Here is a 25,223-nt window from a genome sequence, read left to right on the forward strand (position 1 = left end):
GCTCAAGTCATGGCGGATCCTGCGCAAGCTGCGCTGCAGCCCGAGCAAGGCCGGCCACATCGTCAAGGCCATCGCCGCCCTGCAGAATCACCGCGTCGCCCAGGCAGCACGGGGATGAAATGGGTTCACTGGTATGTGCCCGTCACGAACCGGGCGACCGGCAGATACGCGATCGGGGTGGCGGTCTCCGACAGCCCCACCGGGCCTTTCAGAGACGCCCTCGGACATCCCCTGGTCGAGAACAACGAGATCGACCCCACCGTCTTCATCGACGACGACGGGCAAGCCTATCTCTACTGGGGAAACCCGAACCTGTGGTACCTGAAGCTCAACTCCGATATGACGTCCTACTCGGGCGGCCCGGCGCGGATCCCTCTCACCACCGCCGGATTCGGCACCCGCGACGGCGACCCGAACCGCCCGACCCTCTTCGAGGAGGGGCCCTGGGTCTACAAGCGCAACGGCCTCTACTACCTCGTCTTCGCGGCGAAATGCTGCTCCGAGTTCATCGCCTATTCGACGGCGCCCGGCCCCACCGGCCCGTGGACCTACCGCGGCACGATCATGCCCACGCAGGGCAGCAGCTTCACCAACCACCCCGGCGTCATCGACTTCAACGGGGGCTCGTACTTCTTCTACCACAACGGCGCGTTGCCGGGCGGCGGCGGTTTCACCCGTTCAGTCGCCGTGGAGAAGTTCGACTACAGCGCCGACGGCGGCTTCCCGACGATCAATATGACCGCCGCGGGGGCACCGCAGGCGGGGACCTTGAATCCGTATGTGCGCCAGGAGGCCGAAACGATCGCCTGGGGGTCCGGCATCGAAACCGAGCCGTCCGGCGAAGGCGGAATGAACGTCGGGTGGATCGAGAACGGGGACTGGATCAAGGTCAAGGGCGCCGCCTTCGGCTCCGGTGCCGCGTCCTTCACCGCGCGCGTCGCCTCGGCAGGCAGCGGCGGCACCATCGAGCTGCGTCTCGACGGCTCCACCGGAAGGGTCGTGGGCAGTTGCCAGGTGCCGGTCACCGGCGGATGGCAGTCGTGGACAAGTGTGTCCTGCTCGGTGAACGGCGCGACGGGAACCCGTGATCTGTACCTCAGGTTCACCGGCGGCAGCGGTTACCTGTTCAATGTGAATTGGTGGCAGTTCAATGCCGCCGCTTAGCGGTATCGGACCTGGTGACACCGCGGCCGGACATTGACGACCCCGCGTGTGAAAGAACCGACATGAGCTACAACGGTTCGCTCGCGCCGGGGCCTCCACCGGCATCGGGTTCCAGGGCACCCAGGGCGGCGACACCGCGGCGCCCGCAGCGTTCACTCTCAACGGCAGCACCTGCACGGTGACCACCTCGAATTGAACGCCCACCACGGCCGGGCACCGCATCCCGCGGTACCCGGCCGTCCTGGGCCCTGCCGCGCGGCAGGGCCCGTTCGTACGGCGAGGCGTCGGCCACGCTCACTACTGACTTGTTGTGCACTCGGTGCCGTTGAGGCTGAACTCGGTCGGTGCGGTGTTCGTTCCGCTGTAGGTGCCTGAAGCCCGAAGGACGTGGCGGCTCCGGCGGCGATCGTGGCGTTGTAGGAGGCGTTACGGGCGGTGGCCTGGGCACCGGACTGGGTCACGTCGGCGTTCCAGGCGCTGGTCACGTGCTGATCTCCCGGCCAGGCCCAGGTCAGGGTCCAGCCGTTGACGGTCGTCGTGCTGGTGATGGTGATCTGCGCGGTGAAGCCGTTGTTCCAGGTGTCGGCGGTGTAGCGGACCCGGCAGGTGGAGTCGGACGGCGGGGGCGTCGTGGGGTTGCCGGAGTCGAGGCCGAAGAACTCGACGGCGTACTGCGCCATGCCGCTCATCGGCAGGCTGTGCCCGGCACCGGAGGCGGTGATCGCCTCGACCGGGGCGGTGCCGGAGGAACCGGCGAAGCGCTCCCGGGTCCAGCCGGACCGCGGGGTGTCGGTAGAGGTCGGCGTGGTGCTCAGGCCGTGCACGTTGGTCCACTGTTTGATCTCCTCGGCCAGCTCGGCGTAGGAGACGACGTTGTCGGCGGTGCCGTGCCAGAGCTGCATCCGCGGCCAGGGGCCGCGGTAGCCGGGGTTCGCCTGGCGCACCAGGTCGCCCCACTGCTGCGCGGTCTTGCCGACGCACGGCGAGGCGTTGCCGCCGGGCTGGTAGGCGGCCTCGTTGGGGAAGCACGCGAAGGGGACGCCCATGAACGCCGCGCCCGCCTTGAACACCTCCGGGTACAGGGCGGCCATCGCGTTGGTCATCATGCCGCCCGAGGAACTGCCCGTCACGAACACTCGATCCGGATCGCCGCCGTAACGCTGCTCCGCATAAGTGATCATTGACATGAGCGAGACGGGGTCGGTGCGCCCGCCGCGCACCTTCGACGCGTCGGACCAGTTGTCGAAGCAGTTGAACTTCTTGTTCGACGCCGACGGGAAGATCACGACGAATCCGTACCGGTCGGCCAGGGACGCGAACTCGCTGGAGGAATAGAAGCCGGGTCCCGAACCACCGCACGGATGCAGCGCCATCACGATCGCCGGCGACGTCTGCGCCGTGTCGGGCACGTAAACGTGCATCTGCAGGTTGCCCGGATTGTCGCCGAAGCCGGTGACCTGCGTCAGACTGGCCGCCGCCGCCTGCTGTACCGGCAGCACGGCCGCCATGACCGCACAGAGCAGCGCCGCGCATGCGCTGGCCAGCATGGTCGTCAGTCGTTTCATCCGCCCTCCTTCATTCGGTCCTGGGAGCCGGTGCCGTGATTTTCATCGGACCGGCATCAATTGCCGGAATATATGTGGGGCGTCGATCACCGTCAACGCTTTATCGCGTTCATCGGTCGATCGGATCATGGGATACGAGTTTCCGCTGGTATCAAGGGCATTGATATCAAGATCCTTGCGATGTATTCATGAAAACTTTCACGGCTAACAGTCCCGGAGGCGCCGGAGGTATGGTCTTCCGGTGACCGACCGCCGCACTCCCCCACCGGCCCGGCCGCCCGGTGCGCCGCAGCCGCGCGTGAGCTATCTGGTGTTCCGGTTGGAGCGGCGTATCCGGGCCCGCCTCGACGATGCGCTGGCCCGGCACGGTGTCACCACGACCGAGTACATGGCGCTCAGCGAGCTGCATCTTCGTGACGGGCCGTCGTCGGCGGAGCTGGCCCGCATCGCCTTCGTCACGCCGCAGGCGATGAATCTGGTCATCCGCGACCTGGAACGGCGCGGGCTGATCCGCCGCGATCCGCATCCGGACGGCGGGCGCGTGCTGCGCGCCCGGGTCACCGGCAGGGGCCTGGACGTCCTGCGGCGCTGTGACCGCGCGCTGGACGACATCGAAGCGATCATGTTCGCCGAGATCGACGCCGTCGACCGCAAGTCGCTGGCCGAGAACCTCCTACGGTGCGCACACGCCCTGCGGTCGGACACGGGCACCTACCACCTGGACCACCGTCACCCCCGTCACGGACCTGGCGCCCCCGACAGATGACGCACCGAGCCCCATCAGAGGCATAGCCGCCGGTTCACCTCCCTCCCACAGGCAGGTCCGTAGGTGCTGCGAATCTTCCGGACAGGCCCCCAACCAACCTCGCACGCGGTGTGCTCGTGATTGCCGGGCCTGATGGCCGTTGTCCCGGTCGACCGGTGCGGTGGGATGTCGGTGGAGCCGGGTGGCGGGTGCGTGGGGTCAGTGGCTGCCGGTCAGTTCGCCGCTGAGGGTGCCGTGCATCTTGGCGCTGGGTTCGTTGAGGCCGATGATCTCGACGGTCTTGCCGCGTGCACGGTACTTGGTGGTGACGGCGTCCAGGGCGGCGACCGAGGAGGCGTCCCAGATGTGGGCGCCTGAGAGGTCGATGACGACGTGGTCGGGGTCGCCGGCGTAGTCGAACTGGTACACCAGGTCATTGCTCGAGGCGAAGAACAACTCGCCGGTGACGGCGTAGACCACGTGCCCGCCCTCCGGATCGGTGACCGCCGAGACGTTGGCCAGGTGCGCCACCCGCCGGGCGAAGCCGACCATGGCGGTGATGGTTCCGACGATGACCCCGATGGCCAGGTTGTGGGTGGCCACGACCACGGCGACGGTGACGACCATGACGGTCGTCTCCCCGACCGGCATCCGCCTGAGGGTGGCCGGCGCCACCGAGTGCCAGTCGAAGGTGCCGACCGAGACCAGCACCATGACCGCGACCAGCGCGGCCATCGGAATGTCGGAGACGATCGGTCCGAACAGGATGCAGAGGACCATCAGGAAGACCCCCGCCAGGAAGGTGGAGATCCGGGTACGGGCGCCGTTCTTCACATTGATCATCGTCTGGCCGATCATCGCGCAACCGCCCATGCCGCCGAAGAGGCCGGTGACGACGTTGGCGATGCCCTGCCCGATCGACTCGCGGGTCTTGCCCGAGCGGGTGTCGGTGATGTCGTCGACCAGCTTGGCGGTCAGCAGCGACTCCATCAGCCCGACCAGCGCGAACGCCAGCGCGTACGGGGCGAGGAGCGCCAGGGTGTCGAAGGTGAACGGCACGTCCGGCAGCCCCGGCGTGGGCAGCGAGGAAGGCAGCGCGCCCTTGTCGCCGACGGTGGGGACCGCGATGCCGGCGCCGATGGTCAGCACGGTCAGGATCACGATCGACACCAGTGGCGCGGGCACCGCCCTGGTGACCCGGGGGAACAGCACCATCAGCGCCAGGCCGCCCACCACGAGCGGGTAGACCGGCCAGGGCACGTCGCGCAGTTCGGGGACCTGGGCCATGAAGATCAGGATGGCCAGCGCGTTGACGAACCCGACCATCACCGAACGCGGCACGAACCGCATCAGCCGCGCCACGCCGAGGGCGCCGAGGACGATCTGGAAGAGGCCGCCGAGGATGACCGCGGCGATCAGATGACCCAGCCCGTGCTCGCGCGCCAGCGGCGCGACGACCAGGGCGATCGCGCCGGTCGCCGCCGAGATCATCGCGGGCCGGCCGCCGACGACGGCGATGGTGACGGCCATGGTGAACGAGGCGAACAGGCCGACGCTGGGGTCGACCCCGGCGATGATCGAGAACGAGATCGCCTCGGGGATCAGCGCCAGCGCCACCACGAGCCCCGCCAGCACCTCGGTGCGCAGCAGCTTGGCGGTGAGCGGTTCCGACGGCCTCAGACGGCGGGTCAGGACGGCAGGCAGGGACAAGACTCTCCAGACAGGGGCAAGACAGGGGATCGTGCACGCGCGATTCCGAGCACACTCGTCACCGGGCGAACGGCAGGGGCGGGCGCCCGGCCACGTCACCGGGCGAAGCAAGGGGGGGCGGGTCAGCCCTGCCTCAGGGCATCGGCCGAGCCGTCGAGGGCCGACGCGCCGCCGATGACCGCGGACAGCGCGGACTCATGGCATGCGGCGGCACATGAAACTCCCCCGAGACTCCGAGAACGCGCGGGTCGCAGGCGCGGCCGCGCAGGTCATGCCGCGGACCGCACCGCGGCGAACCCTACTCTAACGCTACGGAAGAGTCGGATGCGCCGGGGGGCGAGGAGCGTTGAACGCCCGCATTACGGCCTCGCGCAACTCGGCCACGCACCGCTGCAGGTCACGGCGTGCCTGGGCGGATCTCGTTGTCGGTGAGCGGGAGCAGCTCGCCGGGTTCGTCCCTGTTCGCGTCGACGGGGCGTGATCGTCCCTGCTGGCCGGCCCTGTGCGGCGAGGCTGTCGGCCTTGCCATCGTCGGTGTGGCCGGGGTCTGGGGGCGGAGTATGGCCCGGATCTCGGTCGGCAGGCCCGGTATCACATGACGCACCTTCTCGATCACCAGCTCGCCGGCCGCGCCGGTGCCGCGCGTGACGACATAGTGAGCCGTCCCTCGGTGTGGACGACGCTGAGGGAGAGCCCGTCGAGCTTCTCCGACACGCGGAAGACTCCTTGAGCGCGTAGCCGGCGTCCGGCAGCGGGCTATCGCCGGCGCCTAGGACAGGTCGTTCAGCCGCTTGACCTCGGCCGCCGGTTCGACGATGCGCTTCTCAACGTTCACGCCTCGATCAAACGACACCGCGCCCCGGCCGCGGCCGGCGGGGCGCCCGGCGCGGCCGGCGGCGGCGGCCTTGAGGGCAGAGTGTCCTACCGATGCACCACCATGGCCGGAACCGTCACCACGCCAGTGGCTTTCCCGGAGGAAACCATGGCCTTTCCCACCCTTCCCCAGCCCGCGCCCGGCGAAGTGCTTTTGGTATCCACCTGCTTCAGGGACGGCGCGCCATCATGGGGCGGGCTGCTCAATGAGATCCGAGGTCGCCGGGAAGGTGATGTGCTCGTCGTGGACGGCGATGTACGGCTCCGCCTGGTCGAAGGTCCCGCCTGGAATTCCCTGCACGGCGGGAACGTACCGGCGGTCGTCCCTGGCGACGGCCCGGCGCAGCAGGTCGCCGTACTGGCGGACATCCCGGTGGTCTATGGCGGGGACGGGCCGCTGCTGATCGACCTGGCCGGCGCGCCCGGACGCGGCGTCCGGGTCCCGTCGGCACGGCTTGGTGAGGTTCTGACCGCCGTGACGAGCGGCGCCCTCACATTCGACCAACTCGTGCGCGACATGGACGTGTTCGGTATGTACCAGGGGCACGGAGGCCGGCCGGCCTTCCCCGCGCCGACGGCGCCCCCGCACCGAGTCTTCCCGGCGCTGCCCGCCACGGACACCGCCCTGCTGGTCCGCACCTGCTTCGACGACGAGGACGGCTGGCGCGCCCTGCTCACCGACCTGAACGGGGTCAATGAGGAGGGCTGGGTCGGCGCGGATCTGGACCCGGACGAGATCGACGTCGAGAACTACCCGCTGACGGCGCGGGTCGTCGACGACCGGGCCTTCGAGGACCTCCAACCGGGCCAGGTCCCCGCGCTGGTCCCGCCGGAGGAGCACACCACGCTGGTCGCGCTCGCCGACGCCAGGACCTTCGCCGAGGCGGGCAGCCCGCTGACGGTCGTCGACCTCTACGACACCCCTGGGCAGCCTGCCGTCCTTCCTTGCGACAAGGTCGGATCCCTGGCGTGCAATTTGGAGATCGCCAACATGGACTTCCACGAATTCGTCGCTCAGAAGGACGTCGAACCGTGGTGGGAGGTTTCCTGATGGCGGCGTTCTAGGCGACAGTGACGGTCGGCCGAACATCCCCGCCGCAACATGTGGGTGGGCCTGTCCACCGCGTACACCATCCTCGGCGCGCGTCTCGCCCCAAGCTCCTGGACCTGTACCCGGGCCGGTCCGGCGTCGTCCGCGAAAAATGCAGGCCGGCACGGTACATCGGGCGACTTGATTGTGGTGATCAATCCGTTTATGACGGTCTCTCTGTGGCAGGCCCTGACCGACGCATCGCGATCACGCCGTGAGCAGCGGACCGCCGCCACACGGATGGAATGAGTTCCCTGTGACCGCCGCCTCCGTTCCCCCTCAAAGAGTCCATGGCGATTTGGATCGTGCTTTACGGCAATGAGAGCGTGGATCAGGCAAGTTCCGGGCAGGACCCCCAGGCCTCATATGGGGCAGAGGGGATGCGCGCGTGATGCCACTGGCAGTTCGGGGAGCCTTTTGGATCGGGATCTATCTCGCCGTGGCCGTCGTCCCCCTGGTTTTCGCGGTACTTGGCGAGAGTCCGCCCGCACGTGGGTTTCTCATCGACTTCTCGGTGGCTTTGGGGTTCGTCGGGCTGTCGATGATGGGGCTGCAATTCGCTCTCGTGGCACGCTTCCAGCACATGGTCGCACCCTTTGGCGAAGACGCGGTGGTGCAATTTCATCGGCAGATATCACCGGTCGCGACAGTATTCATTCTGGCCCACCCGCTGCTCCTGCTGGTCCAGGACACGAGCGTGATCGGGCTGTTCAATCCGGTCACGGCGCCATGGCGTGCCCGCTTCGCGGTCGTCTCCACGGTCTGCCTGCTGGCCATCATGTTCACCTCCATCTGGAGGCGCAGGCTGCATATCCGCTACGAAACGTGGCAGGGCCTGCACACCGTATTGGCCATCGCGTCGGTGCTGTTCGCTCTTGCGCACATACTCCTGGTGGGCCGGTACGTCGACACGCCATGGAAGCGGGTGCTGTGGGCGGTGATGACGGCCGCCTTCGTCGGCCTGATCGTTTGGGTTCGCCTGGTACGGCCGTTGCGGCGACTCCGGCGGCCGTGGGAGGTCGCGCGGGTCAGCGCCGAGCGGGGTGAGACCACGACGGTCACGTTGCGGCCGGTCGGTCACGAAGGATTCAGATTCGAGCCCGGGCAGTTCGGATGGATCACGGTGGGACGTTCTCCGTTCGCCCTCACCCAGCACCCGTTCTCCTTCTCCTCAAGCGCAGAGGCCGTGGGCGGCGTGCAGATGAGCATCAAGGCGCTGGGCGACTTCACCAGAAGCGTCACGGAACTGCGGACCGGCACCCGGGCCTATCTCGACGGCCCGCATGGCGTGTTCACCCCTGACCGCAACGAGGGGCCGGGCTTTGTACTGATCGCCGGTGGGATCGGCATCACTCCGGCGATCAGCATGCTCCGCACCTTCGCCGACCGCGATGACCCACGGCCCTGCCATCTGTTCTATGCCAGCCGCACACTCGACGATGCCACATTCCTCGAAGAGGTCCGCGAGCTGGAAGTACGACTCAACCTCACCCTGGTGCTCGTGCTGGAAGACCCACCTCAGGGCTGGACCGGTGAGCGGGGTCGCATCGATGAACCGCTCCTTCAGAAGTGGCTGCCCAAGCGCTACCCGCGGATGCAGTTCTTCATCTGCGGACCGCCACCGATGCTCGACGCAATGGAATCCACCCTGGCCAGAGTCGGCGTGCCGACGGCGCACATACACACCGAACGATTCTTCTTCGTATGATCGGAGGTATGCCAATGCGGCACATCTACACAACGCGTGCCGTCCTCCTTATCGGGGTCCTGCTGGTTCTCGCCTCGACGTTTTTCGCGGTCGCAAGGAACGCTTGATAAAGCCAACTCGCGCGCAAACATCTCCGTGAACGCGGGGCAGGTGGGCGGCGTAGTGGGGGCTTGCTGAAAGGGAAACGGATGGAAACGGTAAGGCTTGGTCGTACAGAGCTTCGGGTCACGCCGATCGCCTACGGGACGTGGCAGTTCGGCGGGGAATGGGGCGAGGTCGAGGAGCGGTCGGCGATCGAGAGCATCCGGCACGCCCGCGAACTGGGCATCAACGTCTTCGACACGGCGCAGGGATACGGGTTCGGGACCGCGGAACGGCTGCTCGGCAGGGCTCTGGCCGATGAGATGGACCGGGTGGTGATCGCCACCAAGGGCGGGCTGCGCATGGACGGCGGAACATTGGTCCGCGACTCCAGTCCTACCTGGATCCGGCGTGGCGTGGAGGAGAGCCTGAGCGCTTTGGGGGTCGACCGCATCGACCTGTATCAGGTCCATTGGCCCGACCCGAAGACTCCGCCGGCGGAGACCGCGGCGGCCCTTTGGGACATGGTCGACGAAGGTCTCATCGGCCATGTCGGCGTCTCGAACTTCGACTCCGAGCAGTTCCGCGCGTTCTCGGCCGGGCGGCAGGTCGAGGCGCTGCAATCGCCTTACCACTTGTTCCACCGGGACATCGAGGGCGACGTCCTCCCCCAAGCCGCCGAGCACGACGTGGGCGTGCTCGCCTACGGCCCGCTGGCCCACGGGCTACTGGGCGGGCGCTTCGATGAGAGCACCACCTTCCCCGCAGACGACTGGCGGTCGGGCAGCCCCGATTTCAGCGGTGCCCCGTTCCGTCGCAATCTGGAGGTGGTCGGCGAACTCCGGCGCTTCGCGGAGGAGCGGGATGCCACGATCGGGCAGCTCGCCGTGGCGTGGGTGCTGGCGCACCCCGCGGTGCAGGTGGCCATCGTGGGCTCCCGCCGCAGGGCCCATCTCGATGAGACCGTCGGTGCGCTGGACATCGGCCTGAGCCCGGCCGACCTCGCGCAGATCGACAGGATCATGTCGGGAGCGGTTCCCCTCGGTGCGCCCGCGCCCGAGGGCGCGTGACCCCTTTCATGCTGGCGCGAGTCGGCGGTCAAAGCCGTGGTATCTACCGCGGCGCAGCGGCCTTTGCCATTTATTTCCGCAGGTCCGGCCGGTATCGAGGATGAGTACCGGGTAGGCGCCTCGGAGACCGCGACGCCTCGCGAGGAGCGACCGATGCCACCGACGGAGGACTCCACGGCAGAGCTGCGCAGCCGGGCGTGGTGGGACAATGCGGGCAATCCGGAAATGACCGCTCTGTATCTTGAGCGCTTCCTCAACTACGGTCTCACCGCCGCGGAACTCCAGTCGGGCCGGCCGATCATCGGTATCGCCCAGACGGGCAGCGACCTGGTCCCCTGCAACCGGCACCACCTCGTTCTCGCCGACCGGGTCAGAGACGGGATCCGTGACGGCGGCGGCATCCCGTTCGAGTTCCCCGTCCATCCCCTGCAGGAGACCGGCAAGCGCCCCACCGCGGCGCTCGACCGCAACCTCGCCTACCTCGGGCTGGTCGAGGTGCTCTACGGTTATCCGCTCGACGGAGTGGTGCTGACGACGGGGTGCGACAAGACGACCCCCGCGTGCCTGATGGCGGCGGCGACGGTGAACCTCCCGGCGATCGTCCTGTCCGGCGGACCGATGCTCAACGGCTATCGCAACGGCATGCGGACGGGCTCGGGCCAGGTGATCTGGCAGTCGAGGCGGCTGCTCGCCGCCGGGCAGATCGACTACGGGGAGTACATGGCGCGCGTCGCCGCCTCCGCGCCCAGCATCGGGCACTGCAACACGATGGGCACCGCACTGTCGATGAACAGTCTGGCCGAGGCGCTGGGAATGTCGCTGCCGGGCTGCGCCGCGATACCGGCTCCGTACAACGAGCGGGCGCAGATGGCCTACGAGACGGGCCGCCGCGTGGTGTCCATGGTGCGCGAGGACCTCACCCCTCGCAAGATCATGACGCGGCGGGCGTTCGAGAACGCGATCGTCCTCGCGGCGGCCATCGCCGCCTCGACCAACACGCCCATCCACATCAACGCCATCGCGCGTCATATCGGGGTGGAACTGTCCAATCAGGACTGGCAGCGATTCTCAGTCGAAATCCCCGTCCTGGTGAACACCGCCCCATCGGGGGAGTTCCTCGGCGAGGACTTCTACCGCGCCGGCGGCGTCCCCGCGGTCATGCGGACGCTGCTGACAGCGGGGTACCTGCACGGCGATGCCATGACGGCCTCCGGCCGCACCCTGGCCGAGAACCTGGACGCCGCCCAGCCCGCCGACTCGGCGGTCATCCGTCCCTTCCACGCCCCCGTCGCCCCGCGGGGAGGGCTGCTCGTCTTCACCGGGAACCTGTTCGACTCCGCCGTCATGAGAGCCTCGGTCATCGACGGCTTTAGTGCCCGCCACCTGCCCCGTCCCGGCGATCCGCCGGTGTTCGACCTTCGCGCCATCGTCTTCGACGGTCCCGAGGACTACCACGCCCGAATCGACGAGCCCGAGCTCGGTGTGGACGAGCACTGCATCCTCGTCATCCGCTACACCGGGCCGGTCGGCTATCCAGGCTCGGCCGAGGTCGTCAACATGGAGCTTCCCGCCGCGCTGATCCGGCAAGGCGTCACCGCGCTCCCCACGCTCGGTGACGGCCGGCAGAGCGGCACCTCGGACGCGCCGTCCATCCTCAACGCCAGCCCCGAAGCCGCGGTCGGCGGCAACCTCGCCATCCTGCGCACCGGCGACCGGATCCGCATCGACCTGGACAACGCGCGCGTCGACGTCCTCCTGACCGATGAGGAGATCGCCGCCCGCTGGGCCGAGCACACGCCCCCGCCGCTCCAGAACCAGACGCCGTGGCAGGAGATCTACCGCTCCACGGTCGGGCAACTGGACGGCGGCGGCTGCCTGGAACTCGCCGCCGCCTACCAGGACATCGCACACACCAAGGGGATTCCCCGTGACTCACACTGACCGCCAGGGCACGGTCCTGGTCGCCGACTACGACTTCGGCGACGTGGACACCGAACGCGCGATCATCGAGGGCGCCGGGCTCCGGCTCGTCGCCGCGCAGTGCAAGAGCGAGGACGAGGTGATCGAGCGCGGCCGGGACGCCGACGGCGTCCTGACCCAGTACGCGCGGGTGGGTTCCCGCGCCATCGACGCGTTCACCCGGTGCCGGGTGATCGCCCGCTACGGCACCGGCGTGGACATCGTCGACGTCGACGCCGCGACCCGGCGGGGCATCCAGGTCACGAACGCACCGAACGAATGGTGCGCCGAAGAGGTCGCCGACCACGCCGTCGCGCTGTGGCTCGCCGCCGCCCGCAAGATCTGCCAGTACGACCGGGCGACCCGGCGGGGCGAATGGCACTGGAAGACCGGACAGCCGGTCTGGCGGCTGCGGGGACGGGTGCTGGGGCTGCTGTCGTTCGGCGCCATCGCGCGCCTCATCGCCGAACGCGCGAAAGCGTTCGGCGTCGAGATCTGGGCGCACGACCCCTTCCTCGACGAGTCGGAGATGCGGTCCCGCGACGTGCGGCCGGTGTCCTTCGACGACCTCGTGGAAGGCGCCGACTACCTGGTGGTCCAGTCACCGCTCACCCCGCAGACGCACCACACCTTCGACCGGGCGACGCTCGGCCGGATGAAGCCGACCGCCGTCCTCGTCAACACCGCGCGCGGGCCCATCGTGGAGGACGCGGCGCTGCACCGGGCGCTCACCGAGGGATGGATCGCCGGCGCGGCGCTGGACGACCTCGAAGAGGAACCCGCGAAGCAGCGCGGCTGGCGGCCCCGCAACGCCCTCCTCGAACTGCCCAACGTGATCGTCACGCCGCACGCCGCCTACTACTCCGAGGAGGCCGTCGGGACGGTGCGGCGCATCGCCGCCGAAGAAGCCGTACGGGTCCTGACCGGGCGCCCGCCGCTCTCTCCGGTCAACGGCGTGTGGGCCGACGCCCGCCCGCAGGGCGCCCCGAATCGCCTCTGAGCAGGCACGCAGCGGTCGCGACTGGAGGAGTTCGCCATGCTCGACCCGGATCTCTCGTTCCGCCCGGTTCGCCGATCGGAGGGCTATCCGCGGCTGGAGGACCTGGGCCTGATCGGGGACGGCGCGACGGCGGCGCTGGTCGGCCCGGACGGTGTGATCCAGTGGCTGTGCCTGCCCCGCTTCGACAGCGAACCCCTGCTGTGCGGCCTGCTGGACCGCGAGAACGGCGGGCATTTCGCCCTGACGGTCGAGGATCTGCGGGAAGCCCGCCAGTACTATCTGCCCGACACCGCGGTGCTGGTGACCGAGCTGCGCGGTCCGGCCGGCGTGGTCAGAATCACCGATGCGCTGGGCCTGCGCGCGGACGCCGACCTCTCCGACGACGTGGGCGCGAGCCGGGGGGAGCTCGTCCGGTCCGCCGTCGTGCTGGACGGAACCGTCCGCCTGCTGACCGAGTTGCTGCCCCGCGGTGGCGCGCAGACCCGCGTCCTGGCCAGCGGCCTGGAGGTACAGGCGTCCAGACGGCCGGATCTGCGGCTGCATCTGCGCTCCAACCGCGCGCTGACCGGCCTGCACACCGTGCACGAGCTGGCGCGAGGTGATCGTCTCGACGTGACGCTGTCCTGGAGCCGCGTGCACCGCCACCACCGGTTCGAACCCGGGACGGTGCTCCGGGAGACCGCCGAGGCGTGGCGCCGCTGGATGCGGAGCTTCAGCTACGACGGCCCGCAGGAACCGCTGGTGCGGCGCGCCGCGATCACGTTGAAACTGTGCGACGACTGGGTCAACGGGTCGCTGGTGGCGGCGCCCACATCCTCGCTGCCCGCGCCGATCGGCGGCGTGCGCAACTGGGACTACCGCTACACCTGGATCAGGGACGCGGCCTTCGCCGTGTTCGCGCTGCGCCGCGTCGGGTTCGACAACGAGGCAGACGCCTTCCTCGGCTGGGTCCTGGACGCCTTCGAGAACAGCCGGCAGCCGCGGATCATGTACACCCTGCGCGGCGATCCCGTCCCCGAGGAGGTCCAGGACGCCGGTCTGGAGGGCTACCGGCGCTCGGCTCCCGTGCGTTGGGGCAACGGCGCCGCCGACCAGCGTCAACACGACATCTACGGCGAGGTCCTGGACTGCGCCGACCAGTGGCTGCGCACCGGCGGCGACCTCCAGCCGCCGCTGTGGGCCAAGCTGGCGGAGCTGGCCCGGACCGCCGAGACCGCGTGGCGCCAGCCGGACCAGGGCATCTGGGAGGTGCGCAGCGAGGGCCGGATCTTCACCTATTCGACCGGGATGTGCCAGGTGGCCCTGGACCGGGCGGCCGATATCGGTGAGCGCCTCGGCCTGCCCGGACCGATCGCCACGTGGCGCGCCACCGCCGCCAAGGTGCGCCGGCTCATCCTGGAGGAGTCCTGGGACGAGAACGCGCAGTGCCTGAGCGAGCACCTCGACGGCGGCGGGAGCCTGGACGCCAGCCTGCTCGCCCTCCCCCTGCGAAAGGTCGTCCCGGCGGATCATCCGCGGATGGCGGCCACCACCGCGGCCATCGCCGAACGCCTGTCCGCCGGGAACGGCCTGGTCTACCGGTACCTGCACGACCAGTCGCCCGACGGGCTGCCCGGCGACGAGGGCGCCTTCCTGCTGTGCAGCTTCTGGCTGGTCGACAATCTCGCGCTGCAGGGCCGCATCGAGCGAGCCGAGGAACTGTACGCCTCACTATGCGCCCGGGCCAGCCCGCTCGGGTTGCTGCCGGAGCAGATCGATCCGTCGACGGGGGTCTTCATGGGCAACTTCCCGCAGGCGTTCAGTCACATCGGCGTCATCGCCAGCGGCGTCACCCTCGCCAGAGCGAAGGCTGGAGGCACCGCATGATCAACCGGCTCGTCGTCTTCGGCGCCACCGGGGACCTGAACGCCCGCTACCTGCTGCCGGGCCTGGCGGCGCTGCGCGGGGCCGGGCACCTCGCCGACGGTTTCCAGCTGGTCTGCGCCGACCGGAAAGGCGGGAGCGGCCGGCGGTTCCAGGACTGGACGGCCGAGCAACTCGCCCGGCACGCGGGCTCCGCGCCCGCCGACGTCCGGAGATGGGTCACCGACGCCGTCCGGTACCGGCAGGCGGACGCCACCGACGCCGCCGATCTCGCCTCCCTCGTCGCAGGTGACGGACCGGTCGCCCTCTACCTCGCGCTCCCCCCGGCGGTGTTCCCCCGCACCGTCACCGCGCTGCGCGGCGCGGGCCTGCCGCCGGGAAGCCGAATCGTCCTGGAGAAGCCCTTCGGCGAAGACCTGGACAGTGCCCGTGAGCTGAACCGGCTGCTGGCCGAGGTGGTCCCCGAAGAGGCCGTGTTCCGGGTCGACCACTTCCTGGCCATGACCACCGTCCAGAACCTGCTCGGCAGCCGCCTGGCCAACCGCGTGCTGGAACCCATCTGGAACAGCGCGCACATCTCCGAGATAGAGATCGTCTGGGACGAGTCCCTGGGCCTGGAAGGCAGGGCGGGCTATTACGACGGCGTCGGAGCCCTCAAGGACATGGTGCAGAACCACCTGCTCCAGGTGCTGTGCCTGGTGGCCATGGAGCCACCCCTCAGCCTGGACGAGCGCGACCTCCGCGACCGGAAGATCGATGTCCTGCGCTCAGTACGCCCGCTCACCGAGGGGGACGTCCTGCGTCACACCCGCCGTGCGCGGTACCTCGCCGGCAGCGTCGGCGGCCACCGGGTCCCCGCCTACGTCGACGAGGACGGCGTGGACCCGCAGCGCCGCACCGAAACCTTCGCCGAGGTGGAACTGCACCTGGAGAACTGGCGCTGGTCGGGCACCGCTTTCCGGCTCCGCAGCGGCAAGGCGCTCAGAGACGACCGCAAGGAGGTCGCGGTCCACTTCCGTCCGGTGCCCCACCTGCCCTTCGGCCACACCGGCGAAGCCCTGCCCAACGTGCTCCGTTTCGGGCTCGACCCGGAGAACATGGCCCTGACACTGACCGGCATCGGCTCCGGTGCCGGCACCCTCACGCCCCTGACCATGTCCGCGCAGATGGAGACCCCTGCCCTGCCCGCCTACGGCCGGCTCCTGCTGGACGTCCTGCACGGCAACGCCGCCCTGTCCATCCGAGCCGACGAGGCCGAGGAGGCATGGCGGGTCCTCACTCCGGTCATGTCCGCCTGGTCCAGCGACCTCGTCCCGCTCCAGGAGTACGCTGCCGGCTCCCCCGGACCGGCCCCCGGAGGCGAGGCGCAGGTCAGAGCCGACCCGAATGGGCCGGGTCCCGACGCATAGCGGACTCCGGACCGCAGGCGTCCGGCCATCGGGCGACGTCGGGTGCCGGGGTCGGATGGCGCTCTTGTGCTCGCCGCTCCGCCCCGATCGAGCAGGCGGATATGGTGAAACTTATCCCGTATCTCTGTATCATGACGCCGGACGAGCAGGTTCTGGCAGATCAACGTCCTGCTCCGCGGGTGAGGCCGCGCCTCTCCTCGTGTGCCCGTACCGAAACCGGCCCACGGCCGATGACCGTGCTTCCTAGTCGACGCAAGCCACCCCATCTTCAGGAGCACCATGGAAGACCGCCATCCCACGAACGAAACGGGCGAGGGCCTGCGCCGCAGGCGCTTCCTCGGCTACCTGGTCACGGCTCCGACGCTGGCGGTGGCCGTGCAGTGGTCCGCGGCGCCGGCCGAGGCGCGGGCGCCGTCCCTTCCCCAGCCGGAGGAGATCTTCGACGTCGGTGACCTGGTGCGGCTCGCGTCTGCGCCGACGTCGGGGCTGGTGGCCGTCCAGGTGCACGAGGACGGCACGGCGTCGTTCGCGGTGCCCCGGGCCGAGGTGGGGCAGGGCATCACGACGACCGTGGCGATGCTGATCGCGGAGGAGATGGACCTGCCGCTGGAGAAGGTCGCCGTGACCCTTTCCGACGCCCGGCCCGAGTTGCTGTTCAACCAGTTCACCGGCGGTTCCACGTCGGTCCGCTCGCTCTACACGCCGGTGCGGACGGCCGCGGCGATCGCGCGGAGGCAGCTGGTGGCGACCGCCGCGCGTACCTGGCGCGTGGACGAGTCCGAGCTGACCACCAAGGACGGTGTGGTGCTCGGCGAAGGCAGGCAGGCGTCCTACGGGTCGCTGGCGAAGGCCGCCGCGGTGTCGCGCACCACCCTGGTCTCGGCGACGCCGAAGCGGATGTCCCAGTTCACCGTCGTGGGCAGGCCGGCGAACCGGGTGGACGCCCTGGCCGCCGTGACGGGGCGCAAGAAGTTCGGCATGGACCTGGACGTCCCGGACGCCCTGCCGACGATGGTGCGGCGGCCGCCGACCATCGACGGGACGGTCGAGTCGGTGGGCAATGCCGCGGCCGTGCAGGCCATGCCCGGAATCACCGACGTCGTGGCGCTCAAGCACGGGGTGGCGGTGCGCGGGCGGACGTTCGGGCAGTGCATCGACGCGGTACGGGCCCTGGAGGTGACGTGGCGTCCCGGCCCGGTGGCCGGGGAGTCCGACGACACGGTGCTGGCCAAGCTGCGCAGGGCGGTGCCGAGGGTGTCGAGCCCGCCGCTGTTCAGCAGGACCGTCGACGCCGAGTTCGCCTTCATGTTCGCCAGCAACTCCCCGCTGGAACCGGACGTCGCGGTCGCGGACGTGCGCTCCGGCGGCGCCGAGGTCTGGGCCAGCCTGAAGGTCCCGGGCGACGCGCAGAGCGAGATCGCCAAGCACCTCGGCCTGCCGGTGTCGGCCGTGCAGGTGCACGTGGTCGAGGGCGGCGGCTCGTTCGGGCGGCGGCTGCACACCGACGCGGTGGTGGAGGCCGCGGAGATCTCCAAGAAGATGGGCAAGCCGGTCAAGCTGTCCTGGTCGCGGACGGACTCCGTCCGCCAGGGGCGCACGCATCCGATGAGCGTCTCCCGCGTCCGCGCCGCCTACCGCCTCGGGGACGTGGTCGGCTACGAGCAGCGGCACGTCAGCACCCAGACCAGCTTCAGCCACGGCTTCGGCGACATGGTCACCGCCAACGCGGCCGACATCCCGATCGTCGTCAACGACGCCATCGCCCAGGTCTTCTTCCACCTGAGCCAGTCCTCGCCCTACAAGTTCGGCAGGACCAAGCAGACGCTGACCGAGGTGCCGCTGAAGTTCAAGACCGGAAGCATGCGCAACGTCTACTCACCGAACGTGGTGTGCGCACGGGAACTGGTCGTGGACCGGCTCGCCGCCGAACTGGACAAGGACCCGCTGGCCTTCCGCCGCCAGTTCCTGGACAACGCCAAGGCCCGCGCCGTCCTGGACAAGGCGGCCTCCGAGGGCGACTGGGGGCGGTCCCTGCCCGCCGGAGTCGCCCAGGGAATCGCCGTGGCCGCCGAGTACCGGTCCGCCTGCGCGGTCCTCGTCGAGATCGACTGCCGTCCCGAGACCGTCGACCGCCCGATCAGGAACGGCGTCACCGGGCCCCGCGTGACACGCGCCGTGATCGCGGTGGACGTGGGACTGCCGATCAACCCGCGCGGCCTGGACGCCCAGATGATCGGCGGGCTCAGCGACGGCATCGCGATGGCGCTCACCTCCAGCCTGCACATCAAGGACGGCCTCCCGCTCGAAGGCAGCTGGGACAACGACTTCTACACCCGCCAGTGGAACACCCCCCTGGAGACACGCGTGATCGTCATGCCGGCCGGCGGCGACGAGCCCGGCGGCGCGGGCGAACTCGGGGTGGCCCCGGCCATGGCCGCCGTGGCCTGCGCGTACGCCCGCGCCACCGGGACGATGCCGACCCAGTTCCCGATCAACCACGGCACGCTCCCCTTCACCCCCTTCCCGACGCAGCCGTCCACCCCGCAGTCCCCGGTCGACGGCCTCGACCGCGCCTTCTAGAGGAGCCCCCACGTGCCGACCCACACCTTCAGGCTCAACGGCAAGCAGATCACCGTGGAGGTCGAGGACGACGTGCGCCTGCTCTGGGTGCTGCGCGACCTGCTCGGGGTCACCGGTCCCAAGTACGGCTGCGGTATCGGCGTCTGCCAGGCATGCACCTCCCACGTCAACGGCAAGGCCGTCAACATCTGCTCGGTGCCGGTGTCCCGCATCGGCCCCGACGACGAGGTCACCACCATCGAGGGCCTTCCCGCCACCGTGGGCCGCGAACTGCACCCCATGCAGGAGGCCTGGCTGGAGCAGGACGTCGCCCAGTGCGGCTACTGCCAGCCCGGCCAGATCATGTCCGCCGTGGCCAAGGTCCGGCAGGTGCGCGCCGAAGGCCGCGAGATCACCGACGCCGACCTGGACGAACTCCGCAACATCTGCCGCTGCGGCACCTACTCTCGGATCCGCGAAGCCATCAAGTCCGCCGCCGACAAGATGTGACACCTCGCATGGCCCGCCGGGCGCTGGCTTCGGCGCCGACGCGCACCCTGGCGAGCCGCATCGGTGGCCGACGCCGACTGTTGACCTGCACCACAGAACCGAACAACCGGGCGGTCAAGACCTGACCGGTCCCGCCCGTTCCCTCAGCCGTCGCAGCAGGCCCGTCCACCCGTCACCGGTCTCATCTTCGAGCGGGAGCGGGAGTCCGCTGTGCCGGAGCGTGAGGCTCGTCCCGCCGTCCGCGGGCGTCAGGGTCACCTCCACCCGGGACGCTCCGGGCGCGATGGCGGGCGCTTCCGGCGCCGGCTCCCAGCCGAAGGTGAAGACGATCCGCTCGTACGGAAGGAGCTCCACGAACTCCCCGTGCATCACCGGGCGCGGCCCGTCCGGCATCGACACCCTCAGGACGCCGCCGGGCCGGGCGTCGGCCTCGGCCTGCCCCCACCACCGCGCCAGCCGCGCGGGGTCGGTGAAGAACCGCCAGACCGCCTCGGGTGGCGCCTGGATCCACACCGTCCGCTCGATCGTCGCGTTCACGACGGTCCCCCATCTTCCTGTTCGGCCGCGTGCTTCAGGCGCGCGAGCGGGCCGGACCACAACGTGTCGAAGAACGCCGCCGCCTCGACGAGGCCCGCCGTCCGCAGCCGGTAGAGGCGGCGGTTGCCCGCGCGCCGGACGTCCAGGAGACCGGCCATGACCAGGATCCGCAGGTGCTGGGAGACGGCCGAGCGGCTGATGCCGGGGCAGTGCGCGGCGATCTCGCCCGCCGGCACCTCCCCGTCGCGGACCAGCATCAGGATCGCGCGGCGGGTCGGGTCGGAGACCGCCCGCAACACCTCGTCCACCGGTGAGCCTCCTCGGTTGCCCGACCGAAGCCAACATGTAAGTATTTAAGCAATATCTTACACTGATTGCCGCGGAGGAAGAGGGCCATGACACCCGAGAACGCGCGACTGGAACCGCTGGTGGGGCGCTGGCGCACGGCGGGCCGGACGGTGTCCGGCCCGGCCGTGGAGATCGCCGGAACCGACACCTACGAGTGGATGGCCGGTGGAGCCTTTCTGATCCACCGCGCCGATGTGCGCATGGGCGACGAAGAGCTCGAGGTCATCGAGATGATCGGCCCCTACGACTCGGCGACCGGAACGTGGCCCATGCGCTCGTTCGACAGCCGTGGCGAGATCGGCACCATGCACGCCACCGTGGACGACGGCGTCTGGACGTTCACGAACGCGACCGAGCGCGCGACGCTCACGATCACCGACTCCACCATGGCGGCCAGATGGGAACGCACCGAGAACGGCTCGGACTGGACCGACTGGATGGACATGACCTTCACCCGGATCCGGTGAGCGGACGTGCTCGACCGGTGATCCGCACCCGAGCCTGAGCCGTCCGGATACTCTGCGCGGCGCCCGCGTGAGCACCATGACGCGGGCGCCGCGGCCGTGTCCGGCTGTACGGGGGTGTCCGGCGTACAGGCTGACAACACAGATCTTCTTGAGGACAACCTGAGCCATCGGTGACGGTGGCCTCAGTCGCGGGCTTCGCTCCCCTCGGCCCGCATTCAGGAGATCACATGAACCTGCCGTCCTCTGCCGCCGCCCTTCTGGGGGCGGTCCTGCTCACTTCGCTGACCGGGGCGTCCGGGGCGCCGGCGCAGGCAGCCGGGGCCAAGGCGCTTCCGAGCGTGAACATGGAGGCCACCGTCAAGGCGGCCCAGATCGACCCGCGGCGGGCCGGCAGCGCGCTGACCCCGGGCGCCAAGGCCAGCGTCCTGCTCGTCGAGCGGGCGCTGCGCGACCGGAACCTGCTGGACGCCCAGTGGGTGGACGGCCACTTCGGCACCACGACGGTCGCCGCCTACGCGAAGTACCAGAAGTCGCTCGGCTACACCGGGCTCGACGCCAACGGCCTGCCCGGCAAGACGTCCCTCGCCAAGCTCGGAGCCGGCCGCTTCACGGTCACCCGCGTCATCGGCCCGGGCGCCCGCGTCTCCACCGGCGGCGTCATCGTCAACACCCGCACGCGGGACATGCTGGCCGAGGCGGAGCGGCTGCTCGGCCGCGACCTCGTGCTCGATCAGGGGTCGTACAACCCCGGCGGCGACCCGACGTCCGCGGGCACCCATGACGGCGGCGGCGTCGTCGACATCTCGGTCGAGGGGATGGGCCCCGCCGCCCGCACCGCGGCCGCCCGCGCGCTGCGCCGGGTCGGCTTCGCGGCCTGGGTGCGCAGCCCCGGGCAGGGCGACTGGCCGTGGCACATCCACGCCGCCGCCATCAGCGACACCGACCTCTCCAGCCAGGCCCAGCACCAGACGGGCGACTACTACCTCGGCCTCAACGGGCTCGCCGGCCGTAATCCGGACGACGGCCCGCAGGTGGCCATCCGCACCTGGGAGGAGTACCAGCGCCGCTGAACTCCTCCGCCAAGCCCAGGATTCGCGAACAGAAGGAGAGAAGTATGAGCACGCTCAACAAGGCCCTCACCGCGACGACCGCCGCCGTCGCGCTCGGCGGGGCCGCGGTCGCCCTCGCGGCGCCCGCCTCGGCCGCGGCGCGCAACGGCGTCTGCGAGAGCGGCGAGTTCTGCTACTACTACAACAGCAACAACGCGGGATCGGTCTCCGACTTCGCGGGGTCGATCGCCAACTACGGCACCGAGCAGCCGTCCTGCTACGACTTCAAAGGCCCCGGCAACGGCAAGGGCCTGTGCATCAAGAACGAGGCCGCCTCAGTCTGGAACCGCAGCGGAAAAACCGTCCGCGTCTACTACAACAGCAACTACGGCGGCACCTACCAGGACTTCAAGGCCGGCGCCAAAGGCAACCTCAACGCCAGCCTGAAGAACCAGAACGCCTCCCACCAGTTCTCGCCCTCGTCGCGCACGAAGATGACGACCGGCCTGTACAAGACGAGCGGCGGCCGGATCACCTGCGGCTTCGACGGCTACACGTCCACGCCCGGCCGGCACGAGGGGATCGACATCGCCCGCGGCGTCGGCTCGGACGTGCACGCCCTCGTGGCCGGCAAGGTCATCTACATCGCGCGCGGGGCCAACGGCAGCGGCGGCCTCTCCACGATCTCCATCTACAACGCCTCGCTGAACAAGACCGTGATCTACCTGCACACCGCCCCACGCTCGTCGCTGGCGGTGGGCCAGTCGATCAGCCGCGGCCAGACCATCGCGGACGAGGCGTGGCGCGGGGTGTCGTCCAGCTCGGCCGCGCACACCCACGTCGAGATGCGCCTCGGACGGCAGACCCACGCGGCCAAGAGCGTCAACGACCCGACCCTCGACAACCCGAACCCGACCTCGTTCTGGCACGCCCGGGGCTACAACATCTCCTAGCCCGCCGCGTCCCCACACCAGAACAGGAAGACGACTTTGTCGACACGAACAGCGCGACTGATCCCGCGGCTCACCGCGGCGACCGCCGCGGTGGCGCTCGGCGGGACGGTGCTCATCCCGGCGACGTCCGCCGCCGCGGCGGGCCGCGACGGCGTCTGCGACAGCGGCGAGTTCTGCTACTACTACAACAGCAACAACGCGGGATCGGTCTCGGACTTCACCGGGTCGGTCGGCGACTACGGCACCGAGCAGCCGTCCTGCTACGACTTCAAAGGCCCCGGCAACGGCAAGGGCCTGTGCATCAAGAACGAGGCCGCCTCGGTCTGGAACCGCAGCGGCAAGACCGTCCGCGTCTACTACAACAGCAACTACGGCGGCACCTACCAGGACTTCAAGGCCGGCGCCAAAGGCAACCTCAACGCCACCCTGAAGAACCAGAACGCGTCCCACCGGTTCTTGAGCTCCGGATCGACCGGCTGCAAGACCGACGGCACGCACACCAAACTGCCCACGACGATCCTCGTGTACCGCGTCTCGCTCGACCGGGTGGACCGGGTGGCGTTCAAGACCTACGTCAAGAACGTCCTGCCCAACGAGTGGGTGACGAACTGGCCGCAGGAGTCCCTCAAGGCGGGGGCGGTGGCGGTCAAGAGCTACGGCTGGTACTGGGCGCTGCACTCGACGCGCAAGACGTCGGACGGCCGGTGCTTCGACGTCTACGACACCACGTCGAGCCAGGTGTACAAGCCCGGCTCCGCGAAGGCGTCGACCAGCTCCGCGGTGGACGCGACGTGGGGCACCCGGATGACCCGCGGCGGAAAGATCCTCCAGGCCCACTACTGCTCCACGACGACGGCGTGCGGCGCATGGGTCACCGGAGACTGGATGTCGCAGTACGGCTCCCGCGATAAGGCCAACGCGGGCTGGGCCTACTCCAGGATCCTCAAGGCCTACTACAGCGGGATCACCCTCTCCTGATCCCGCGCTCCCCGGTTCCCCGCCGCGCCCGCCGCGGCGGGGAACTAGGGTCCGTCGACGATGACCTGGAAGTTGACGGGCCGGTTTCCGGGGAACGCAACCTGTCCCGCCGCGTCCACCATCTTGAAGCGCACGTAGCAGAGGCCCGGTTTCTTCGGCGTGGTGATCTGGGTCCGGATGTCGACCATCTTTCCCGGCGGCGTGTCGTCGATCGGCACGTCGGAGATGGTCTGGCATTGATCGGCCTGCTGCGGGACGTCGAGGCGGCGCAGCGAATACCCCTCCCACGGCACTTTCCCGGCGTTCTTGAGCCGCCACACTTTCGTCACGGTCTTGCCTCCGCCGACGTGCGTGCAGTCGGGCAAGGTGATGTCCGCTATGAAGGCGGCCGCGTCGCCCTTGTGCGTGGGCGGCGCGGGCGGCGGATTGGTCGCCTTCACCGGGCAGTCGGCCGGCGACAGCGCGGTCTTGGACCGGCTGTCGACGGGCTTCAGCCCGTCCTCACCGGCCCCGGCGTCGCGATTGACGACGACCGCGACGACGATCACCGCCCCCGCGCCGACGACCACCGCGGCCAGCGCGCCCAACCGCCCGACCCTAAACCGCCCCCGCGAGGCGGCGGCGCCTAACCGCCCATCGTCGGCGACCTGTTCCGGAGGCACGGGCACCAAGGTGGCCGACGGCTTGATGTCGACGTCAACGGGACGCGGTTCCACGGCGCTTGCGGCCGCGACTTCACCGGCCGGGCGAGCGACCTCCCCCTTGCGCGCGCTCACCGACCTGACCGCCTGGTTCGCCGCCTCCCAGCGCTCGCGGAACTCCTCTGGATCCGCGCCGCACGCCTTGACGAACTCTACGGTGGTCCCCCAGCTCGGGAGCCGGTTTCCCTTCGTGGCTTCATGCAACGTTGTGTGCGAGATTGCCCCAGATCGCCCGGACATCTCCCGGAAAGGTGGGCTACCGACCGACTCGCGCAGTTCCCGCAGCACCGCCGCGAAGCCCTCGATCGCCTCCGCCTGTGCACGCATGTCGTCCACCGGGTGAAGCTAACAGCGCCCCGCCCTCCCCTCAACCTCCAACGACCATCCATGATCATCCGTAACGCACTTGAATCCCGGCGGGACCTCTGCCCGCCCAGCGAAGGTCGGATCTGTGCCGGAACCGTGCCGGGTCAGCGACACGAGGACCACGTCCATCATGATTTCCAAAAGGCATACATGATCACTCATGTCCACCCATCGGCACTGTGATGCAGATCACGCGGGGGTACTTTCGGCCGCGATCCTCGCAGTGGCGAAACAGATTGTCGCATCTTGTCAAGTCATGATCACGAGACGTGATCGACTGTGCTACTGAGTCCCCCTCCCCGGGAAGTGGGGGACGAACATACTGTTCCGGTCGATGGCGAACGCGGAGGGCTCGTCCGCGATGTGGGCGGTCGCCGAAGCACTACCCGGTGGTGGATCACCGAGCACGCTCCTCGTGCTGAGCCTGAATCCACGTGTGCCGTGAAGCGCTGGGCTTTCGAGCGGCAGGGAGACCGGGGGGTGGAGTGGTTTCGGTGGTGGGACGGGTGGGCATGGCG

20 protein-coding genes are annotated in these 25,223 nt (G+C 69.4%); 15 read left to right on the forward strand and 5 right to left on the reverse strand.

Going from position 1 to position 25,223, the window contains the following annotated elements; translation table 11 throughout:
• The first annotated feature begins 114 nt into the window (after window positions 1–114).
• Window positions 115–1,164, forward strand: coding sequence for a carbohydrate-binding protein (locus E1266_RS20150; RefSeq protein WP_279436337.1), 1,050 nt, complete (start codon window positions 115–117; stop codon window positions 1,162–1,164).
• Window positions 1,165–1,322: 158 nt separating this feature from the next.
• On the opposite strand, the gene E1266_RS20160 is transcribed toward E1266_RS20150, so the two are convergent.
• Window positions 1,323–2,729 carry a PHB depolymerase family esterase gene (locus tag E1266_RS20160; RefSeq protein WP_207945773.1) on the reverse strand — a complete coding sequence of 469 codons (1,407 nt, stop codon included), beginning with the start codon at window positions 2,727–2,729 and terminating at the stop codon, window positions 1,323–1,325.
• A gap of 241 nt (window positions 2,730–2,970) precedes the next feature.
• Between E1266_RS20160 and E1266_RS20165 the strand changes: the two genes are divergently transcribed.
• Complete coding sequence (locus E1266_RS20165) at window positions 2,971–3,495, forward strand: MarR family transcriptional regulator (RefSeq protein ID WP_243718629.1); 525 nt, start codon at window positions 2,971–2,973, stop codon at window positions 3,493–3,495.
• Window positions 3,496–3,693: 198 nt separating this feature from the next.
• Here E1266_RS20165 and E1266_RS20170 read toward each other — a convergent pair whose 3' ends face one another.
• Window positions 3,694–5,184, reverse strand: coding sequence for a SulP family inorganic anion transporter (locus tag E1266_RS20170; RefSeq protein ID WP_132049191.1), 1,491 nt, complete (start codon window positions 5,182–5,184; stop codon window positions 3,694–3,696).
• A 1,117-nt stretch (window positions 5,185–6,301) separates the two neighbouring features.
• Here E1266_RS20170 and E1266_RS20175 point away from each other — a divergent pair.
• The 9 genes from E1266_RS20175 (at window position 6,302) to E1266_RS20215 (ending at window position 19,306) form a co-directional block, all read left to right on the forward strand.
• The gene (locus E1266_RS20175) at window positions 6,302–7,108 is read left to right on the forward strand and encodes a hypothetical protein (RefSeq protein ID WP_207945774.1); all 807 of its coding nucleotides are present in this window, start codon (window positions 6,302–6,304) and stop codon (window positions 7,106–7,108) included.
• 430 nt (window positions 7,109–7,538) lie between these two features.
• Window positions 7,539–8,855: a ferric reductase-like transmembrane domain-containing protein gene (locus E1266_RS20180; RefSeq protein ID WP_132049223.1), complete on the forward strand. Its 1,317-nt coding sequence runs from the start codon at window positions 7,539–7,541 to the stop codon at window positions 8,853–8,855.
• A 188-nt stretch (window positions 8,856–9,043) separates the two neighbouring features.
• Window positions 9,044–10,006, forward strand: coding sequence for an aldo/keto reductase (locus E1266_RS20185; protein ID WP_132049193.1), 963 nt, complete (start codon window positions 9,044–9,046; stop codon window positions 10,004–10,006).
• Between the two features lie 153 nt (window positions 10,007–10,159).
• The gene (locus E1266_RS20190; RefSeq protein ID WP_132049195.1) at window positions 10,160–11,947 is read left to right on the forward strand and encodes an IlvD/Edd family dehydratase; all 1,788 of its coding nucleotides are present in this window, start codon (window positions 10,160–10,162) and stop codon (window positions 11,945–11,947) included.
• Window positions 11,934–12,965 (forward strand): C-terminal binding protein, encoded by a 1,032-nt coding sequence (locus E1266_RS20195; RefSeq protein WP_132049197.1) that lies wholly within the window; start codon window positions 11,934–11,936, stop codon window positions 12,963–12,965. Before E1266_RS20190 ends, E1266_RS20195 begins: the two co-directional genes overlap by 14 nt.
• A 36-nt stretch (window positions 12,966–13,001) precedes the next feature.
• The gene (locus tag E1266_RS20200) at window positions 13,002–14,831 is read left to right on the forward strand and encodes a glycoside hydrolase family 15 protein (RefSeq protein ID WP_132049199.1); all 1,830 of its coding nucleotides are present in this window, start codon (window positions 13,002–13,004) and stop codon (window positions 14,829–14,831) included.
• Window positions 14,828–16,237, forward strand: a complete 1,410-nt coding sequence (locus E1266_RS20205; protein ID WP_132049201.1) for a glucose-6-phosphate dehydrogenase — start codon at window positions 14,828–14,830, stop codon at window positions 16,235–16,237. Before E1266_RS20200 ends, E1266_RS20205 begins: the two co-directional genes overlap by 4 nt.
• A gap of 279 nt (window positions 16,238–16,516) precedes the next feature.
• Window positions 16,517–18,817 (forward strand): molybdopterin cofactor-binding domain-containing protein, encoded by a 2,301-nt coding sequence (locus E1266_RS20210; protein WP_132049203.1) that lies wholly within the window; start codon window positions 16,517–16,519, stop codon window positions 18,815–18,817.
• Between the two features lie 12 nt (window positions 18,818–18,829).
• Window positions 18,830–19,306, forward strand: coding sequence for a (2Fe-2S)-binding protein (locus E1266_RS20215; RefSeq protein ID WP_132049205.1), 477 nt, complete (start codon window positions 18,830–18,832; stop codon window positions 19,304–19,306).
• Between the two features lie 114 nt (window positions 19,307–19,420).
• On the opposite strand, the gene E1266_RS20220 is transcribed toward E1266_RS20215, so the two are convergent.
• On the reverse strand, window positions 19,421–19,843 hold the full coding sequence (locus E1266_RS20220) for an SRPBCC family protein (protein WP_165966140.1): 423 nt from the start codon (window positions 19,841–19,843) through the stop codon (window positions 19,421–19,423).
• Window positions 19,840–20,151 carry a metalloregulator ArsR/SmtB family transcription factor gene (locus tag E1266_RS20225; protein ID WP_132049209.1) on the reverse strand — a complete coding sequence of 104 codons (312 nt, stop codon included), beginning with the start codon at window positions 20,149–20,151 and terminating at the stop codon, window positions 19,840–19,842. The genes E1266_RS20220 and E1266_RS20225 overlap by 4 nt, the downstream gene beginning before the upstream one ends.
• Before the next feature lie 87 nt (window positions 20,152–20,238).
• On the opposite strand from E1266_RS20225, the gene E1266_RS20230 reads away from it, so the two are divergent.
• The 4 genes from E1266_RS20230 (at window position 20,239) to E1266_RS38085 (ending at window position 23,638) form a co-directional block, all read left to right on the forward strand.
• On the forward strand, window positions 20,239–20,658 hold the full coding sequence (locus tag E1266_RS20230) for a DUF1579 family protein (protein ID WP_132049211.1): 420 nt from the start codon (window positions 20,239–20,241) through the stop codon (window positions 20,656–20,658).
• Between the two features lie 227 nt (window positions 20,659–20,885).
• Window positions 20,886–21,728, forward strand: coding sequence for a peptidoglycan-binding protein (locus tag E1266_RS20235; RefSeq protein ID WP_132049213.1), 843 nt, complete (start codon window positions 20,886–20,888; stop codon window positions 21,726–21,728).
• 44 nt (window positions 21,729–21,772) lie between these two features.
• Window positions 21,773–22,660: a peptidase inhibitor family I36 protein gene (locus E1266_RS20240; protein ID WP_132049215.1), complete on the forward strand. Its 888-nt coding sequence runs from the start codon at window positions 21,773–21,775 to the stop codon at window positions 22,658–22,660.
• Between the two features lie 36 nt (window positions 22,661–22,696).
• Window positions 22,697–23,638, forward strand: coding sequence for a SpoIID/LytB domain-containing protein (locus E1266_RS38085; protein ID WP_165966141.1), 942 nt, complete (start codon window positions 22,697–22,699; stop codon window positions 23,636–23,638).
• Window positions 23,639–23,682: 44 nt separating this feature from the next.
• On the opposite strand, the gene E1266_RS20250 is transcribed toward E1266_RS38085, so the two are convergent.
• Window positions 23,683–24,666, reverse strand: coding sequence for an NBR1-Ig-like domain-containing protein (locus tag E1266_RS20250; RefSeq protein ID WP_243718631.1), 984 nt, complete (start codon window positions 24,664–24,666; stop codon window positions 23,683–23,685).
• Window positions 24,667–25,223: the final 557 nt, after the last annotated feature.

This window comes from Actinomadura sp. 7K534 (assembly GCF_004348575.1).
GTDB lineage: Bacteria > Actinomycetota > Actinomycetes > Streptosporangiales > Streptosporangiaceae > Spirillospora > Spirillospora livida.

What these genes read in the sequence shown, in the direction of transcription:
- E1266_RS20150 (WP_279436337.1), top strand. Translation starts at nt 115, where the DNA reads ATGAAATGGGTTCACTGGTATGTGCCCGTCACGAACCGGGCGACCGGC.
- E1266_RS20250 (WP_243718631.1), bottom strand. Translation starts at nt 24,666, where the DNA reads ATGCGTGCACAGGCGGAGGCGATCGAGGGCTTCGCGGCGGTGCTGCGG.
- E1266_RS20210 (WP_132049203.1), top strand. Translation starts at nt 16,517, where the DNA reads ATGGAAGACCGCCATCCCACGAACGAAACGGGCGAGGGCCTGCGCCGC.
- E1266_RS20230 (WP_132049211.1), top strand. Translation starts at nt 20,239, where the DNA reads ATGACACCCGAGAACGCGCGACTGGAACCGCTGGTGGGGCGCTGGCGC.
- E1266_RS20205 (WP_132049201.1), top strand. Translation starts at nt 14,828, where the DNA reads ATGATCAACCGGCTCGTCGTCTTCGGCGCCACCGGGGACCTGAACGCC.
- E1266_RS20180 (WP_132049223.1), top strand. Translation starts at nt 7,539, where the DNA reads ATGCCACTGGCAGTTCGGGGAGCCTTTTGGATCGGGATCTATCTCGCC.
- E1266_RS20200 (WP_132049199.1), top strand. Translation starts at nt 13,002, where the DNA reads ATGCTCGACCCGGATCTCTCGTTCCGCCCGGTTCGCCGATCGGAGGGC.
- E1266_RS20160 (WP_207945773.1), bottom strand. Translation starts at nt 2,729, where the DNA reads ATGAAACGACTGACGACCATGCTGGCCAGCGCATGCGCGGCGCTGCTC.
- E1266_RS20240 (WP_132049215.1), top strand. Translation starts at nt 21,773, where the DNA reads ATGAGCACGCTCAACAAGGCCCTCACCGCGACGACCGCCGCCGTCGCG.
- E1266_RS20190 (WP_132049195.1), top strand. Translation starts at nt 10,160, where the DNA reads ATGCCACCGACGGAGGACTCCACGGCAGAGCTGCGCAGCCGGGCGTGG.
- E1266_RS20235 (WP_132049213.1), top strand. Translation starts at nt 20,886, where the DNA reads ATGAACCTGCCGTCCTCTGCCGCCGCCCTTCTGGGGGCGGTCCTGCTC.
- E1266_RS20185 (WP_132049193.1), top strand. Translation starts at nt 9,044, where the DNA reads ATGGAAACGGTAAGGCTTGGTCGTACAGAGCTTCGGGTCACGCCGATC.